This window comes from Puniceicoccaceae bacterium (genome assembly GCA_040224245.1).
Lineage (GTDB): Bacteria > Verrucomicrobiota > Verrucomicrobiia > Opitutales > JAFGAQ01 > JAKSBQ01.
Genome location: JBEGIR010000018.1, coordinates 28,245 through 44,960, shown reverse-complemented (window position 1 = coordinate 44,960; position 16,716 = coordinate 28,245). Strand labels below are relative to the sequence as shown.

Annotated in this window: 11 protein-coding genes, 1 tRNA gene and 1 other RNA gene; 6 read left to right on the top strand and 7 right to left on the bottom strand. The window is 53.4% G+C overall.

Features of this window, described 5'->3' with window-relative positions; translation table 11 throughout:
- Positions 1-17: 17 nt before the first annotated feature.
- Together rpoC and ssrS are read left to right on the top strand one after the other, a co-directional pair.
- On the top strand, positions 18-4,133 hold the full coding sequence (gene rpoC / locus ABQ298_03005) for a DNA-directed RNA polymerase subunit beta' (GenBank protein ID MEQ9823331.1): 4,116 nt from the start codon (positions 18-20) through the stop codon (positions 4,131-4,133).
- A gap of 26 nt (positions 4,134-4,159) precedes the next feature.
- Positions 4,160-4,332, top strand: a non-coding RNA gene (gene ssrS / locus ABQ298_03000) — 6S RNA.
- 31 nt (positions 4,333-4,363) lie between these two features.
- On the opposite strand, the gene ABQ298_02995 is transcribed toward ssrS, so the two are convergent.
- The gene (locus tag ABQ298_02995; protein ID MEQ9823330.1) at positions 4,364-4,714 is read right to left on the bottom strand and encodes a nucleotide pyrophosphohydrolase; all 351 of its coding nucleotides are present in this window, start codon (positions 4,712-4,714) and stop codon (positions 4,364-4,366) included.
- A gap of 99 nt (positions 4,715-4,813) precedes the next feature.
- Between ABQ298_02995 and ABQ298_02990 the strand changes: the two genes are divergently transcribed.
- Positions 4,814-6,805 (top strand): ATP-binding protein, encoded by a 1,992-nt coding sequence (locus ABQ298_02990; GenBank protein ID MEQ9823329.1) that lies wholly within the window; start codon positions 4,814-4,816, stop codon positions 6,803-6,805.
- Here the strand turns inward: ABQ298_02990 and ABQ298_02985 are convergent.
- From ABQ298_02985 to ABQ298_02970, 4 genes are all read right to left on the bottom strand, one after another.
- Positions 6,790-8,025, bottom strand: coding sequence for a pitrilysin family protein (locus tag ABQ298_02985; protein MEQ9823328.1), 1,236 nt, complete (start codon positions 8,023-8,025; stop codon positions 6,790-6,792). The genes ABQ298_02990 and ABQ298_02985 overlap by 16 nt on opposite strands.
- Before the next feature lie 9 nt (positions 8,026-8,034).
- The gene (locus ABQ298_02980; protein ID MEQ9823327.1) at positions 8,035-9,255 is read right to left on the bottom strand and encodes a class I SAM-dependent rRNA methyltransferase; all 1,221 of its coding nucleotides are present in this window, start codon (positions 9,253-9,255) and stop codon (positions 8,035-8,037) included.
- Positions 9,256-9,394: 139 nt separating this feature from the next.
- The gene (locus tag ABQ298_02975; protein MEQ9823326.1) at positions 9,395-10,645 is read right to left on the bottom strand and encodes a permease; all 1,251 of its coding nucleotides are present in this window, start codon (positions 10,643-10,645) and stop codon (positions 9,395-9,397) included.
- A gap of 60 nt (positions 10,646-10,705) precedes the next feature.
- Positions 10,706-11,473, bottom strand: coding sequence for an IclR family transcriptional regulator (locus tag ABQ298_02970; protein MEQ9823325.1), 768 nt, complete (start codon positions 11,471-11,473; stop codon positions 10,706-10,708).
- A gap of 130 nt (positions 11,474-11,603) precedes the next feature.
- Between ABQ298_02970 and kduI the strand changes: the two genes are divergently transcribed.
- Both kduI and ABQ298_02960 read left to right on the top strand, forming a co-directional pair.
- A complete protein-coding gene (kduI, locus tag ABQ298_02965) occupies positions 11,604-12,434 on the top strand; it encodes a 5-dehydro-4-deoxy-D-glucuronate isomerase (protein ID MEQ9823324.1) in 831 nt (276 codons plus the stop codon).
- 18 nt (positions 12,435-12,452) lie between these two features.
- The gene (locus tag ABQ298_02960; protein ID MEQ9823323.1) at positions 12,453-13,223 is read left to right on the top strand and encodes an SDR family oxidoreductase; all 771 of its coding nucleotides are present in this window, start codon (positions 12,453-12,455) and stop codon (positions 13,221-13,223) included.
- A gap of 93 nt (positions 13,224-13,316) precedes the next feature.
- Here ABQ298_02960 and ABQ298_02955 read toward each other — a convergent pair.
- Together ABQ298_02955 and ABQ298_02950 are read right to left on the bottom strand one after the other, a co-directional pair.
- Positions 13,317-13,392: transfer RNA gene (locus tag ABQ298_02955), tRNA-Gly, on the bottom strand.
- 101 nt (positions 13,393-13,493) lie between these two features.
- The gene (locus tag ABQ298_02950) at positions 13,494-14,885 is read right to left on the bottom strand and encodes a sigma-54 dependent transcriptional regulator (protein ID MEQ9823322.1); all 1,392 of its coding nucleotides are present in this window, start codon (positions 14,883-14,885) and stop codon (positions 13,494-13,496) included.
- 190 nt (positions 14,886-15,075) lie between these two features.
- Between ABQ298_02950 and ABQ298_02945 the strand changes: the two genes are divergently transcribed.
- Positions 15,076-16,611 (top strand): sialate O-acetylesterase, encoded by a 1,536-nt coding sequence (locus ABQ298_02945; protein MEQ9823321.1) that lies wholly within the window; start codon positions 15,076-15,078, stop codon positions 16,609-16,611.
- Positions 16,612-16,716 lie beyond the last annotated feature (105 nt).

Sequence of the window (16,716 nt, the reverse complement as noted above, 5' to 3'; positions counted from 1 at the left end):
AACGAAAGATTTAAAGTATGAGCACCCAAGAATTAACTGAAACTCTCGGTTTGGAAAAGGACCGTTCGCTCAAAAGCGTTGCAATTTCGATCGCCTCTCCGGACACGATCCGTGAGTGGTCGCGTGGGGAAGTCAAGAACCCGGAAACAATCAACTACCGCACGTTCAAGCCCGAACCGGGTGGACTGTTCTGCGAACGCATCTTCGGACCTGTTCGCGACTACGAGGCCGGCAAGTACAAGGGGATCAAATACAAGGGCATGATTGATGAGCGCACCGGCATTGAGTGTACGGTGGCACGGGTTCGTCGGGAACGCATGGGTCATATCGAACTTGCAGTACCGGTTACCCACATCTGGTTCCTGAAAAGCATGCCCAGCCGCATCGGCTTGATGCTGGATGTGACAGCGCGTAATCTCGAGCGGGTGATCTATTACGAGAATTACATGGTCACCGATCCGGGCAAGACTCCGCTGGAGGCCAAGCAGTTGCTGACCGAGCAGGAGTTCCTGCAGGCACAGGACGAATACGGATACGATGCCTTCACCGCAAAGATGGGGGCTGAAGCGATCCGCGATGTGCTTGCGAGTCTGGACCTTGAATCCATGGTTGAGGAATTGCACGAGCAGATGCACGCCACGCGTTCCAAACAGATCAAGAAGAAGGTCGCTAAGCGTCTGAAAGTGATTCAGGGCTTCATGACATCGGGTTCACGCCCGGAATGGATGGTGCTCGAAGTGCTTCCGGTGATCCCACCGGATCTGCGTCCGTTGGTTCCACTGGAAGGAGGCCGTTTTGCAACTTCCGACCTGAATGACCTTTACCGTCGTGTGATCAACCGTAACAACCGGTTGAAGAACCTGCTGCAGCTGAAAACTCCGGATGTGATCATTCACAATGAGAAGCGCATGCTTCAGGAGTCGGTGGATGCACTCTTCGACAATGGCCGTCATGGCCGTGCCATTACCGGTGCCGGTAATCGCCCGCTGAAGTCGCTCAGTGACATGCTGAAGGGCAAGCAGGGACGCTTCCGTCAGAATCTGCTCGGAAAGCGTGTGGACTATTCGGGTCGTTCCGTGATCGTCATCGGTCCGGACCTCAAGCTGAACCAGTGCGGACTTCCCAAAAAGATGGCGCTGGTACTGTTTGAACCGTTCATCATCCGTCGCCTGAAGGAACTGGGTTTTGTTCACACGGTTCGGGGTGCGCGCAAGATGATTGAAAAACGTTCACCGGAAGTGTGGGACATCCTCGAAGAAGTGACGAAGGGACACCCGGTTCTGCTGAATCGCGCCCCAACATTGCACCGACTCTCCATCCAGGCGTTTGAACCCGTCTTGATTGAAGGAAATGCGATCCGCGTTCACCCGTTGGTCTGTACTCCATACAACGCGGACTTTGACGGTGACCAGATGGCGGTACACGTACCGCTCTCCCTTGAGGCGGTCATGGAGGCAAAACTGCTGATGATGGCGACGAGCAACATCTTCTCGCCCTCGAGTGGAAAACCGATTCTGACCCCGTCTCAGGACATCGTATTGGCATCCTACTATCTTACCTTTGAGCCTCAGCAGAAGCCGGAACCCGGACGTCACATTCCATTGCTGGGATCGATTGAGGAAGTCATGCTCGCAGAGGCGGATGGAGTGTTGAAGAAGCACGACTGGATTGAAATTCGCAATCCGGACTATGGGAACGAAAACACGGCTTTTGGAAACAGTGAGCGCAAGGTTCTGCGCACGACTGTGGGACGTGTGATGTTCAACACCATTTGGCCGGAAGAAATCGGCTATGTGAATTTCCCGGTTGCCAAGGGCAAACTGGGTGACCTGATTCTGGAAACCTATCGTGCCGTGGGAACCGAGCGCACCATTGTGGTGCTCGACGAACTCAAGGAAATGGGTTTCCGCATGGCAACCAAGGCGGGGATTTCCATTGGAATCGACGATATGATTATCCCTGATTCCAAGCCGGCGATTGTGCAGTCCGCTCGCAAGCGCATTGACGAGGTAGACAATCAGTATCGCATGGGTGTCATCACCCCAGGCGAACGCTACAACAAGATTGTGGAAGCCTGGACCAAGGCGACCGACGAGATTGCCAAGGAGGTATTCCGTAACCTGCAGGAAAACAAGGGACGCGACGAGATCAATCCGGTCTATATCATGATGGACTCGGGTGCACGCGGTAACCGTCAGCAGGTTCGCCAGTTGTGTGGTATTCGCGGACTGATGGCCAAACCGTCGGGCGAAATCATTGAGCGTCCGATTATTGCTTCTTTCCGTGAAGGGCTTTCAGTTTTGGAATACTTCATCTCCACTCACGGTGCTCGAAAGGGATTGGCCGATACCGCACTGAAGACGGCGGATGCGGGATACCTGACGCGTAAGCTTTGTGACGTGGCCATGGATGTGGTGATCTCCGAGATCGATGATGGAAACCGCAATGGAGTCTGGAAGGAAGCCATCATGGACGGGGATGATGAGGTCGTGAGCCTCTCGGATCGCATCGTTGGTCGCTTTGTCTGTGAAGACATTCGCAACCCGTTGGATCCCTCTGAAGTCATCGTGGCTGCTGGGGAGATGGTGGATGAACTCGCTGCAAAACGCATTGAAGCCATGGGCGTGGATCGCGTCAAAGTGATGTCTCCGCTGACCTCTCGTCGTCGCAATGGCATTACGGCAAAGGAATACGGAATTGACCCGGCTACGAACGAACTTGTCGAGATCGGAAGTGCGATCGGTATTGTTGCCGCGCAGTCGATCGGTGAACCCGGAACTCAGCTGACCATGCGTACTTTCCACATCGGAGGAATCGCGAGTCAGGTACTCAAAAACCCGGAAATTCGGGTGCGTTATGCAGGTAAGGTTCGCTTCTCCAAAGACTTGCGTTCGGTGAAAATCAAGGACGGTGCCCGCATTGTGACCAACAAGACGGGTTCGGTGGTGATCCTCGATGAAAACGACAATGAACTTGAGAACTACAAGATCGTTGTGGGATCTGTGATCCGATTTGATGATGGCGACATGATCAAGGAAGGAGAGCGCCTCGCTGTTTGGGATCCCCACAACATCCCGATTATTTCGGAAAAGGAAGGGATCATTTCCTTCCACGACATGATTCCGGGAGTAACCGTTAAACGGGATATTGACGAGTCCACGGGTCGCATCGCAACGACGGTGACGGAGCACAAGGAAGACTTGAATCCGCAGGTGCAAATCCGCGACGATAAGGGTACCCTTGTGGCAACCTACAGCATCCCGACCGGTGCTCAGGTTGCCGTGAACGAAGGCGACATCATCGAGCTGGGTGCTCTGCTGGCGAAAACTCCACGGCAAGCTTCGAAGACACAGGACATCACGGGTGGACTTCCGCGAGTTGCGGAGCTTTTTGAAGGACGTCGTCCGAAAGAAGCCGCTGAAATGGCCAAGATCGATGGCATTGTATCGCTCGAGGGAACCGTGCGCGGAAAGCGTCGCCTCATCGTTGAGGATTCGGACACCAATGAGCGTGAGGAACACCTCATCCCTCACGGTAAGCACATGATTGTGCAGCCGGGAGACTTGGTGACTCGTGGTCAGCACTTGACCGAAGGTGCCGCAGATCCGCACGAAATTCTGGAGATTCTCGGACCCAACGCAGTTCAGGAATACCTCTTGTCGGAAATTCAGAAGGTTTACCGCTTGCAGGGGGTTTCGATCAACGACAAGCACATCGAAACCATCCTCTCACGCATGCTCTGCAAGGTTCGCATCACCGATCCGGGTGATTCGGAATACTTCTGGGGTGAGCAAGTGGACCGCTATGAGTTCATGGACATCAATGAGGCCATTGTGGAAGCGGGGGGTAAACCCGCCGAAGCTGAACCGTTGCTGCTCGGAATCACCAAGGCTTCGATTGAGACCGAAAGTTTCATCTCGGCCGCTTCCTTCCAGGAAACAACACGGGTGCTCACCGATGCCTCGACGTTGGGTAAGATCGATCGACTCAAGGGCTTCAAGGAGAATGTCATCATGGGGAACCTGATCCCTGCCGGAACCGGACTTCCGCAGTATCGTCATCTCAAGATCGATACGCTGGGTGCCGAACTGGGAGAGGATTTCCGTGACATCGACTCGGAGCACGCAATCTGATCGACGACTCTCACGTTCTTTTTTTGGGGTCCCTGAGGTGTTCGGATTACACAGGTTTCTTTTCCTATGTTATGAATACCCGGGGCTGGCCCTTCTCTGTTCAATGTTGAGCCGTAAACCGGATAATTGCGAACGGAGAAGAAAGCCCCACCTAGTGAGGACCGGGTTAAGAACCTAACGACGGCATCTCGGAGACCCCGCTTTTTCCAATCCAAAAAACCTGAACTACGTCAGCTCTCAAGCTCGTCGTATTTCAGGTTTTTTCCTTTGGAAAGGGATACAGGGTATTTTTTCCGGTTGTGCTCAAGTTTGCGCCGGATGATGGTTTCAAGATCGAGTCCCATCACGTCGACCAGATCGAGCAGATAGATGGCAATGTCAGCAACTTCTGCTTCGATGGCATCCCTTTTTTGGGTGCAGACCGATTGGGTTTCCTTCGCGTCCTTCCAAAGGAAAAGTTCAAGGAGTTCGGCACTTTCGATGGAGAGTGCGATGGCGAGATCCTTGGGATTGTGGAACTGTCGCCAATCCCTTTCGTTGCAGAATTCTCGAATTTCTTCAATCAGGTCCACTGACTTCATGAATGGGAGTCCGGAGATAGGGTTAATTTTCGGAGAAAGCTGCCGATGAATGTAGCAAGCTGACCCTGTCTGCCAAACCCTAGTCCTGAATCTGCGAATATGGAAGCATCAATTCCCGGAAGCATCGAGCCGGACACACTGTTCCACGCACTTGCGCTGAATGGAACTTCCCTTCTCGTATTGGATCAGGAAGGCATCATCACCTGGGCGAGCCATGCTGCGCATGTGTTGTTTGATTGTCAGCAAGACGGGGCATTGCAGGGTGTGCAGTGGTCAGAACTGATCCAGATCGAGGGTCGATCCGTCTGGGATTCGGCGCTGGATCGGGAGTATGCAGAGTCGGGCATGTTGAAAACGGACGGATTCTGTGATGCGGGATCGCGTGGGCGCATCGCCATGGAAGTCGTGATGTACCCGAACCGCAGCACCGGTGAGCGCTTGGTCGTCATTCGCGATATAACGGAACGGAAATCGTACGAACTGCAGCTGGAGGATGAAAAACGGCATGCCGAGTCGCTTAACCGGGCACTGCAAAATGAGATTTCAAAAGCGAACGAATTGGCGGTGATGGCAGAGCGCTCCAATATCGCCAAAAGCGTGTTCCTGACAAGCATGAGTCATGAGTTTCGGACTCCGCTCAACGGTGTGCTGGGCTATGCGCAGATCCTTTCAGGTAATGAATCTCTGCCTCTGGATTGTCGTCGAGCCGCAGAGACAATCGAGCGTTGTGGACAGCATTTGCTTTCCATCATCAACGATGTGCTCGACCTGTCAAAAATTGAAGCGGGCAGGGTTGAGGTCATTGAGGAGACCTTGCACCTTCCCAATTTGGTGAATGAGGTGATCGAGGTCTTTCAGGCCAGGGCGGATGCCAAGGGATTGGTGCTTCATGTGAAATTTGGTAACAGCTCGGCGCATTTGCAGTGGATTTTGGGAGATGGCAAACTGATCCGGCAGGTGCTGATGAATCTGATCAGCAACGCCGTCAAATTTACAGACCAGGGAATGGTTACGCTTTGGGTCGAAGTCCGGGCAAATTCGTCTGCAACGGAGAAGCAAGCCGCATCCCGGCTGCACCTGATGGTTGAAGATACGGGACCTGGTATCGAGCGACATCATTTGCATCAGGTGTTTGAGGAATTTTATCAGACAGAAGCGTTTTCCGGACACAAAGGAGGAACGGGACTGGGGTTGTCGATCAGTCGAAAGCTTGCGGAGGCGATGGGGGGACGGTTGACAGTGACGAGTGAGCAAGGCAAAGGCAGTCGGTTTCTGCTGGATCTTCCCTGCCGTCCGATTGATGACCCAAAAGTTATGCAAGCCACAACGGAGGAAGATGTGCGGCACCTCTGCATCAGGAAGGATCGGGACGTCGGCTTTATTCGAGCATTTCGCGATGAATTGGACCGCGGGGTGTTGAAGAGTTTCTGGGAGAGCATCGCATTGTCGCCCTCATCGAACTATGGGATCGAAACCTCTTTGTTTGAGATCGAACCGAGTCGGCATGAGAACTGGTTTGTTGGAGCTTCAGCTGAAGAACTGATGAGCGATAATGCGAAGGAACTCATGAAATGGGCGGGCATGGCAACAGGTCGAGTGACCGTGTTGTTGTATCTGGATTGCAATGAGGGCGCTTGTGAAACCATGCTGAAGTGCCTTCAACAGAAGGACATGCTTGTGATTCCAGTGGAGATTCCCATCGAGTTTGGCAAGCTCAAGCAAGCGCTGGCCGAAGCCTGTGCCGATGTGTTTGAGCGAATCGGCGCAGAGGAATCAACATCCAGTCCCGCTGTTGCAGAGCAACAGCTGCCCGATGCGGTTTCTGATGAAAAACCGGACCACGAAACGCTGCTCCAGATGCTTCGGGCAGCACAGATGGGAGACATGCGGGAGTTTGACCGCAGGTTGCGCTCGTGGGTCGACGACCACGCCCAGGAAACCCGATTTGAACAACGCGTAAGACGTTGGGTTACCGCTTTTCAAATCGATGAGTTGTGCAGCTACCTTGAGTCCCTTGTGTTTTCCTCTGAAACGTTAGTCAAGGAGGGGGTGGAACGACGTCGAAACAGAACGCCTCACACGGGGAGTTGAGCATTCACAACTGCGGTTTTGGGTTGGGTCAGGTAGGTTCTGATGAATTGCTGAACTTCGGAAATCGTGCACGACTGAATACCTGCGCGATATTCATCGAATGCGATCAACTGGTTGCCATTCTCAAAATACCCGTCGGCTTGGGCACCTACACCGGATGCGGTTTCGGCAGACCGCGAACGCCCAAACAGGAGGTTGGATTTGGCGGTTTCGAAAAGCTCCGGATCGATGCCGTTTTCCAACTTCGAAAACTCCTCCAGCACCGCATGGTAGGCAGTCTTGACGTTGGCTGCATCGAGCAATGCGTAGACGGAGTGGTATCCTTCAGAACAGGGAGTCATGTATTGCATGCCCACTGCATAACAAAGTCCCAGGCGCTCGCGGATGGATTCAAAGAGAATGGAATGCATGCCTCCACCAATGAGGTTCACAACCAGCTCGGGCAGGAACCGCAGGGAGCGACATGTCGCTTCGTTCACAGTAGGAAATACCATGAACAGCAGGGATTGTTTGGAGTTGGGATTCTCAAGCTGGAAAGGTTGAGTCTGGAAGTGCACGGAAGGTTGGTAGAGCTTCTCATCCGCGACTTGCACGTTTGCAGGACGGATGTGGGTTTCCAGTGAAGACCACAGCAGCGAAGGATCGACGTCGCCCGTAATGACAAACAGGGTGCGGGCTGGGTGGTAGTAGCGCTGTTTGAATGCGACGAGATCGTCGATTTGCATGGACTCAATTGATTCCCGGGTTCCGATCGTTGGATGCAAACTGTCCCCCCACGTGTCCCAGTTGATTTTCTTCACTCCCCATGAGATCGGATTGTCTTCGGAAGATTGGAATTCCTCCAGAATGACGCCCCGTTCTTTTTCGAATTCCTCTGGTGGCATTTTGGCATCAAAAAAGAGTTCCAGAAACAGTTCGAGTGCCGTATCGATTTTTTCGGGCAATGTCGTGAGGTAGAAGACCGTGCGCTCCAGCGTCGTGTAGGCATTGACATCGCCAAGTTGGGCAAATTGGCGGTTGATTTCGGAGTAGCTGCGCTGGTGGGTTCCTTTAAAGAACATGTGTTCCAGAAAATGGGCGACTCCGTAGTGACGTGGATCCGATTCATGCGCGCTGCCTGCGTGAACAACGGCCCGAATGTTGACGGTTTGGGCTGACGGTTTGGGTTGGAACAGGACGTTCCAGCCATGAATGGTTCGGAAAATGGGTTTCAGAGACATCGGTATGTGCTATTGTTTGCGATACACGAATCCTTTCAAATAATAAGATTCAGGTATGTGTGGAACGACAGGGTGGTCGAGGGACTGGCGTTGTGACTCCAGCTCAACAAGATGAGTATGCGTATCGAGCGCAGCTTCAAAGGCGATGCTTCGCAGAAGGTCTTCGCTGATGTGATGCGAACAGCTGTAGGTGAGCAGCAATCCTCCGCTGCGAAGCAGCTTCAACGCCCGCACATGCAATTCCTTGTACCCACGAATGGCTCCGTCGATGGTGTGCCGGTTTTTGGTAAAGGAGGGTGGGTCGAGAATGATGCAATCAAATGAGCCGAGGGCAGAGTCAGACTCGGACTGGGTGCGCAACCATTCAAAAACATTGGACTGAATGAACTCGGTTTGGGATTCCACCTCATTGAGCGCGGCATTGTGCCGTGCCTTGTCAATGCATTCTGCGCTTTGATCGATGCCGATGACCTTCGCCTGTGGATCTGCCATTGCCGCAGCGAGTGAAAATCCACCGATGTAGGAAAAGCAGTCAAGCACGCGCGGAGCCGGGTAGGCGGCAAGCAAGGCGCGCAGTCGCTGATGGTTGTCAATCTGATCAAGATACAGCCCCGTTTTGTTTCCTTCGATCAGGTTGAGCTGATATCGCGTTCCCTCAAGCTGTATGGGGTAATCGCGCAGCTCGGCTTCGCTGCTCCCGCCGTCACAATGAATCTTTCGAATCTGGGTCAACCCCTCCCACTTTCGATTGGGAACATCGTTTCGCTCGATCAGAATGGCAGGTTTGAGCACGTCGTGAATGGCGGAGATCAGTGCGTCCTTGTGGCGTTCAATTCCGACGGAAGTGATCTGGAAAAGGGTTGCGGCCTCATAGCAGTCGATAATCAGACCGCTGAGTCCGTCGCTTTCTGCACTGATGAGTCGAAAGCACGTGCGGCGTGGTAATAGTTGCCTGCGGTATTCGAGCGCACGTGAAAGGCGCTCTGCAAAAAATGCAGAATCGAGCGCAATGTCGATCCGAGGATCCACGATGCGGAGACGAATCTTGGATGAAGCATTGTAGATGGCAGTGCCGAGTTGCTCCTGCCTCGGGCCTTGCACCGATACCAGTGTGCCGTCTTGCAGTTCATCCGGAATGGAAGCAATGGAGCGTTCATACACCCAGGGATGTCCCGCCCGAATGCGTCGAAACTCAAATCGATTTAGCTGAACGATGGGATGTGATGGCATAGTGGAGTGGGCCTGGGTGATACATGCAAAGCGGAGACGCTACTGGAGAAGAAAGGTTGCGTGCAAGCGCATCCTTCCAAAATTCCGATCATCTGACGAGGGCTTCGTTTTGCGAATACCGCCTGGGATCACTTTGGGATTAGCGAATGTCAAGCAACTGATATCCGGCTGCTTCGAGCTTGGTTCGGATTTGATCGCTCTCGATACGGGTGGCTTCAAGGCTTACCCGTTTTTGTTCCAGATCGACCTGAATGTTGCGATGGTGATGCGATGACTCGAGGATACCAGTTACCTTTGCAGCACATTTGGAACAACTCATTCCCTCGATCTCAAGTTCAACAGATTGCCAGTTATCGGATTCTGAAACCGCGACTCGCGAGCGCTGAATCTTTCGATAGGTTCGCAGCAGAGGGTCGGCGAGCATGGATGTGAGAAAGACGGCGATGCAAATCCATTGGAAGGGTGTGATTCCGTGGTCGTGTATGTGTGATAGGGAAGTTGCGAGTTCGATGCCGAACCAGTTTGAATCGACGATAAATGCGGCACCCCAGGCCATGGCGTTGAGCGAAATCAGAAAGAAGATCGAATTTTTCCATCCGATGATGCTGATCATGGTAATGACGGTAACAATGCTTGTTGCGGGTCCTGCTACCAGAAAAAGCAGTGCCGCACCAGGGGTGAGTCCAGAGGCGATCAGTGCGATGGCGATGGGGATGGAGCCGGTTGAGCAGACATAGAGAGGAATCGCGAGTGCGGAAATTCCAAGGTAGGTCAACCATCTCGGTTGATCGCTTGTGAAGCTGGAAACATCCGGGAGCAGCAGGGTGATGAGCGCAGCAATGAGCAGACCCGTTGTGAGCGAGCGACGGATATCGGATGGCAGTTCGATGAGAGCGTAGGAGAGGATGGCCTTGAGGGAGCGGCTGGAGCGGGCAGTTGCGTTTGACGACTCGGTAACGGGCTGATGTTTCGTGGGTTGGCGATCCAGCAAACCAATGATCGTACCCGTGAGAATTCCCGAAACAAATGCCACGATCACGCGAATCACGGCGAAGGGAAGTCCAATCAACCCGGCGGTAGCGACGATGCTGTCAACACCGGTTTGTGGGGTGGAGGTGAGAAAGGATGCGACTCCTGCGTTGCTGGCACCGTTCTTTTTCAACTCCTTGGCAAGAGGGATAACTCCGCAGGAACAGACTGGCAGTGGGACACCAATGAGGGAGGCCTTGAGGCTCTGCATGAGGCCACTGCCACCCAGATGGCGTTTGATGAAGTCCTTTGGAAAAAATGCATGTGTGATGCCTGCGGTGAGGAATCCAAGCAGGAGGTATGGAGCCATTTCCGCCGTGAGCGAAAGCAGTGACTGTCCGTAGTTCTGAATCAGATCCATAGCATTATCATACAGGGCACTGAGGGGATCAGTGAAGTACGAAAACGATGATGCTCATGACTATTCGGTTGATAGCCCGAGGGATGCGGCAATGCTAAGCTCCCGGGACGCATTTTGGAGCAGGTTGAGCATGGTGGGGATGCGATCCTCTGTGAAACGGTAAATGGATGCAGTGATTCCGATGGCGTGACAGACGCTTCCATCTGTTGAAAATACCGGAGTTGCCATGCAGCGAACACCAAGGTGATATTCCTGTTCGTCGATGGCATACCCTTGATGTCGCACCTCCTGTAGTTCCTTCTTCAGATCACGTGCCCGCGTCAGGGTATGCGGTGTACGTGCATGCAGCGGAATTCGGGCAAGACAAGCTTCTCGTTCCGCTTCCGGAAGATAGGCCAGCAGTACTTTTCCTGAGGCTGAGCAGTGCAAGTCGGCAAGCGTGCCCTTCCTGGAGTGGGCGCTCATGGGGTGCGGACTGGCACAGACCTGCAGAATGAGGGCTTTGTCATTGACCAGTGTCACCAGGTGGCTGGTCTCTTCAGAATCCTGGGTGATGGACGCCAGGAGTGGCTGGCATTCTTCGAGCAGTGAGTGCTGTCCACCTGCAGCGGTTCCGAGAGGAATGAGTGCCATGCCCAAGAGGTAACGTTTTCCGATGCGTCGCACAAAGCGCTGTGCCTCAAGGGTACAGAGGATGCGCAATACCGTACTGCGGGGAATATCAAGTTGGTTCGCCAGCTCAGCATTGCTCATGGCATCCTTGCACTGCCCGAGGCAATCCAGGATGCGACAGGCATTTTTCAGATTGGGTATGGTGTAATCTGGCATCCTTATTAAATTCCAAATATGAAACAATACGTCAAGTTTGGAATTCCGTTGACCTGAGTTTCTCGGATGGGTTATGCTGCAGCGTTCTTGGCTTGGTATAAGCCGCTTTGATTTACTGAACCTTACCCACATGATGAACATTCACGCCGTCGCTTCCATGAACGAATATCAGCGCATGAACACCGATGAACTGCGCTCGCGTTTTCTACTGCAGGATCTTTTCCAAACGGGTTCCTTGACGTTGAACTACTGTGACATCGATCGCGTCATTGTCGGTGCAGCTTGTCCGGGGAAAAGTGAACTCACGCTGGACGCTGCCGAGGAATTACGGTCCGCAACATTTTGCGAGCGTCGCGAGCTTGGCGTCTTGAACATTGGTGAGGCGGGACAGGTTGTGGTGGACGGCGAAGTGTTTCCTCTGGAGAACCGCGAGTGTCTCTACATTGGCCGGGGCAGTGAATCGATCTCTTTTGCAAACGCTCCGGGGAAAGCCGCAAGGTTTTACCTGATCAGTTATCCGGCGCATCAGTGCTATCCAACTCGAAAGGCAACCCTCAAGGATGCGAATCAGGTGCATCTTGGCTCTTCTGAAACAGCGAATGAGCGTGTCATCTATCAGTACATTCATGAGAACGGCATCCAGAGTTGCCAGCTGGTCATGGGGTTCACCGAGCTGAAACCGGGAAGCGTATGGAACACCATGCCGCCGCACACGCACACCCGCCGCAGTGAGGTTTACCTGTACTTTGGCATTCCCGAGGACAATGCAGTATTTCACTTCATGGGTGATCCTCAGCAGACTCGTCATCTTTGTGTGGCCAACTGCGATGCTGTGTTGTCTCCAGCGTGGAGTATCCATTCGGGTTGTGGGACTGCCAACTATACTTTCGTCTGGGCAATGGGGGGAGAAAACCAGCGATTCGACGACATGGATCCCGCGCCGATCCGCACGCTTCGGTAAGCTCGAAACTGGGATATCATGATGAAAAACGAACTGTTTTCACTGGAGGGTAAACTTGCGCTCGTCACGGGATGCAAACGTGGAATTGGTCTTGCGATGGCCGAAGCGCTTGCAGAAGCAGGAGCAGATGTCATTGGGGTTTCGGCTTCGCTCGAAACCGGGAGCAGCGAAGTGAGGAAGCGTGTGGAATCGTTGGGTCGACGCTTCTGGGCATACCAATGTGATTTTCGTGACCGGGAGGCAGTGAAGCGCTTCGCGGAGCAGGCGATGAAGGAGGTTGGAACCCCTGACATCCTTGTGAACAACGCTGGTACTATTCAGCGCGCACCCGCTGCGGAGCATGGCGATGCGCTGTGGCAGGAGGTCATTGATACGAATCTCAACGCCCAGTTTTACCTGTCCCGTGCCATTGGGGGTCAAATGTTAAAGCGGGGTTCGGGCAAAATCATTTTTACGGCTTCACTGCTGACGTTTCAGGGCGGAATCACCGTTCCCGGATATGCTGCGAGCAAGGGTGGCATCGGACAGCTGACAAAAGCACTGGCAAATGAATGGGCTGCAGGGGGAATTCAGGTGAATGCCATTGCTCCCGGATATATCGCGACAGACAATACTGAGGCTCTGCGCAATGATCCCGTGCGCAGCGAGCAAATCCTTGCCCGCATTCCAGCTGGAAGATGGGGACGCCCGGAAGATTTCAAAGGTCCCATCGTGTTTCTGGCAAGTGCTGCCTCCGATTATGTGAACGGGGAAATCCTCGTCGTGGATGGAGGCTGGATGGGGCGCTGATGAACTTCGCCCACAGGTATCCAGACTTCATTCTGAATCGGGTGTGGTGGCGGCTGTACACCAAAAATCCCCATTGAAAGGGGACTTGAAAATTGGAGCGGGCGAACGGGTTCGAACCGTCAACATCCACCTTGGCAAGGTGGTACTCTACCAATTGAGCTACGCCCGCTCATCGGTGGTCATGAAGCATTGATTTAAAGCGAATGATTTTTTTCAAGTCAATGGGAAATCTTGAAAAAACATGAAAATCGAAAGCAATGCGAATCCGGGTCATTCCTGCGCTTCCGATTTTGATGCACGGGAATGGGTATCGAGGTCCGGCCATTGAAGCAGCTTGCGGTGCAGGGTGCGTCGGCTGATGCCCAGCAGCTTGGCCGCCTGCGTGCGGTTGCCCTTGCTTTGCACCAGAGCGTTGTGCAGCAACCGTTTTTCATTGGCTTCGACGGAGAGTCCGGGTGCCGGAAGTGGGGTCGTCGATACGGTATTGCCAGTATCCGAGTGGAATCGACTGTCCAAATCGTATTCTCCGATCACGCGTCCAGGGTTGAGCACCACGAGGTTTTCGCAGACATTGCGCAGCTCGCGGATGTTGCCTGGCCAACGGTAGTTTTGCAGGATTTGAAGTGCCTCTGGGGTAAGTTGCGCCATGTCGAATCCATTTTCCTCAGAGAAGGATTTGAGATAGTGATTGAGCAACAGCGGGATGTCCTCCTTGCGTTCCCGCAAGGGAGGCAGGTTGAGGGTCACGGTATTGAGACGATAGAGCAGGTCATCCCGGAACTCACCCTTCTTGGCCATTTTTTCGAGATCCCGATTCGTCGCGCAGACCAACCTCACGTCCACCTGGATCGGCTTGATGCTGCCGAGACGTTCGAAGGTCTTGGTATCGAGAAAGCGTAGGAGTTTGACTTGGGTGGAAGGCTCGATTTCTCCAATTTCATCAAGGAAGAGCGTGCCACCGTCGGCGGCTTCAAATCTCCCCATCCGACGTTCGGTTGCACCCGTGAACGCCCCTTTTTCATGCCCAAACAATTCGCTTTCAAGCAGATTGCTGGCAAGTGCGGCGCAGTGCACTGCAATGAAGTTGTTTTTCGCGCGGGGACTGTTCTGGTGAATGGATTGGGCAACCAGCTCCTTTCCCGTACCGGTTTCACCCTGAAGCAAAACGGCCGCACGGGAGGGTGCCACCAGTTTGACGCGATCCAGCACCTGGTGCAGGGCAGGGGAGTTGCCGATGATGCCCGTCAGACTGAATTTGTGATCGAGACGTTCGTGGAGGATTTGGTTCTCCACTTCGAGTTCTTTCGATTTGAGTGCCCGCGCGATCATGATCTCAAGTTTCTCGAGATTGACCGGCTTGGTCATGAAATCATACGCACCCCGCTTCATCGCCTCGACTGCGGTTTCGATGTTGCCATAGGCGGTCATCATGATGCAGACGGGCTGATAGGTTTTTTTCAGGGCATGATCGATCACCTTCATCCCCGATTTTCCCGCCATGCGCAGGTCGGTGAGCACCACATCGAACGATTCGGAGTCGAGCAGATTGAAGGCCTCATCGGCATCACTGGCCAGATAGATTTCGTATTGATCCTCGAGTGCGGCCTCGAGTCCTTCGCGGGTGTGACGTTCGTCGTCGACGATCAGAATAGTTGCAGGCATGAAACAAATGGGATTGAGTGATGATCAGCTTTGAGCTTGCGGAATTTTCACAGTCGACGCAATGGTTTTGCAGAAGTGGCAAATGGGCTTTTGCAACACATGATCAGAAGGGAAGGATTGCGAGCTGCAGAATTGAACCTTTGAACAGATTTTGAGGTCTATGAACAGAAATATGGCAGGCGGTAGTTTCATGAAAATGGGATTCGAAAAGCAACGCGTCGGCGCATGGCGCCGCGCATGGATTTCGTTCTGGATCGCGACAGGTGTTGCGGGCATTTCACCTGTGCTATGGGGGGAAGCTGCAACCCTTCCGGAAGACCCTGGCAAATTTCACATTTTTCTGCTCATGGGCCAATCCAACATGGAAGGTGGGCAGTCTGTGGATGGTGAGATGGATACGGAATCGGATCCGCGCATCCTCAAGCTCAATGCCTCCGGCTGGGCGGTTGCCAAAGATCCGATCACCAACAATTACAGCGAAGCAGTCGGCCCCGGATTTCAGTTTGCCAAGGAACTGATCGCAGAAGATCCCGATATCACGGTGGGCCTCATCCCGCTTGCGGTGGGGGGCACTCCGATTGCGTTCTGGTCCAAACCCGGTATGCAGTACCAGACGGTCTTGTACTACGCCAACCGTGCGCGACAGGACGGCACGTTGAAGGGAATCCTCTGGCATCAGGGCGAGGCGGACACTGGCAGCTCGGTATTGGCTGATAGCTACGACCGCAAACTCATGCGCCTGATTGATAACCTCCGCCTGGATCTGCAGGACGCCTATCTTCCCTTTCTGGTGGGCGGCATCACCACCGACGCAGAACTCATCAAGAAAAACCAATTGCGCAAGCGGGTATGGGACCGACAGAAGTGGGTGGGTTCGACGTTTTTTCGCGCTGCCTATGTTTCCTCAGTTGACATTCCCTACATTGAGGATGACCCCATTCACTTCAGTTCGGAAGGGCAGCGACAGATGGGGCAGCGCTATGCGCGTGAGTATCTGCGACTGGAAGGACACTGGACGGCGAAGGGAAAGCAATGGCTGGACGCCGAGGCCATCGACAACGGAGATGGCTGGAAGTACCACCCGGAACTGGGGATTTATCATGACGCACACTGGCCAATCCTTAAACATGCGCAGTTGGGTTGGTTGCAGGTGGATATCGATCCCGATCACGTGATTCGCCTGGACTCTCCCTTTATTGGCAAGTTTCGCATCACGCAGAATGATGGGTTTGAGAATGCAATCTACATTTTTACGGAAAATACGGAAGATCCGGATAACCCGACGTATGGGATTCCATACTATGTCTCCCTTCTGCGCGAGCCGGGCGATGCCTTGGCGTTCTATGATCACAGCATTAATGCCTACCTCGACCGCCTTCCCGGTATGACGGTGGTGCAGGATGCCTGGGATCTGAACAGTCTCGTGGAGGCGGAATTTTACCAGACTCAGGTCGCGGCTCAGGAGTTGCGCAATCAGATTGCAGCGGTGGATTCCGATTCGTTTTACTGGAGCAACATGCGTCGCTTGGTGGATGAAGTGGTGTATCATCGCAACTACACCAACACCATTGGATGGGAGGGTTACCATTTTGCACGACAGAATGCGATTCCGTTCCGCCAGTTCTGGATGGACAAGTTTTTTGAGCGCCTGTTTTTCATCGATGACTATGTGGTGCAGGCCCAGCATGAGTTTCAGGCGGCGACCGATGTCCTGCTGACCCGCTGATTGCCCTTGTTCTGAACATGCGACCTTTGGGTTTTGAGGGCGCGTCGATTTTTGTCGGTTTTGCTTGGCAGATTTTACAAGATTGTTTTAATCGTTCCCCATTAA

Coding starts and splice junctions, on each gene's coding strand:
- rpoC (MEQ9823331.1), top strand. CDS start 18: ATGAGCACCCAAGAATTAACTGAAACTCTCGGTTTGGAAAAGGACCGT.
- ABQ298_02995 (MEQ9823330.1), bottom strand. CDS start 4,714: ATGAAGTCAGTGGACCTGATTGAAGAAATTCGAGAATTCTGCAACGAA.
- ABQ298_02990 (MEQ9823329.1), top strand. CDS start 4,814: ATGGAAGCATCAATTCCCGGAAGCATCGAGCCGGACACACTGTTCCAC.
- ABQ298_02985 (MEQ9823328.1), bottom strand. CDS start 8,025: ATGTCTCTGAAACCCATTTTCCGAACCATTCATGGCTGGAACGTCCTG.
- ABQ298_02980 (MEQ9823327.1), bottom strand. CDS start 9,255: ATGCCATCACATCCCATCGTTCAGCTAAATCGATTTGAGTTTCGACGC.
- ABQ298_02975 (MEQ9823326.1), bottom strand. CDS start 10,645: ATGGATCTGATTCAGAACTACGGACAGTCACTGCTTTCGCTCACGGCG.
- ABQ298_02970 (MEQ9823325.1), bottom strand. CDS start 11,473: ATGCCAGATTACACCATACCCAATCTGAAAAATGCCTGTCGCATCCTG.
- kduI (MEQ9823324.1), top strand. CDS start 11,604: ATGATGAACATTCACGCCGTCGCTTCCATGAACGAATATCAGCGCATG.
- ABQ298_02960 (MEQ9823323.1), top strand. CDS start 12,453: ATGATGAAAAACGAACTGTTTTCACTGGAGGGTAAACTTGCGCTCGTC.
- ABQ298_02950 (MEQ9823322.1), bottom strand. CDS start 14,885: ATGCCTGCAACTATTCTGATCGTCGACGACGAACGTCACACCCGCGAA.
- ABQ298_02945 (MEQ9823321.1), top strand. CDS start 15,076: ATGAAAATGGGATTCGAAAAGCAACGCGTCGGCGCATGGCGCCGCGCA.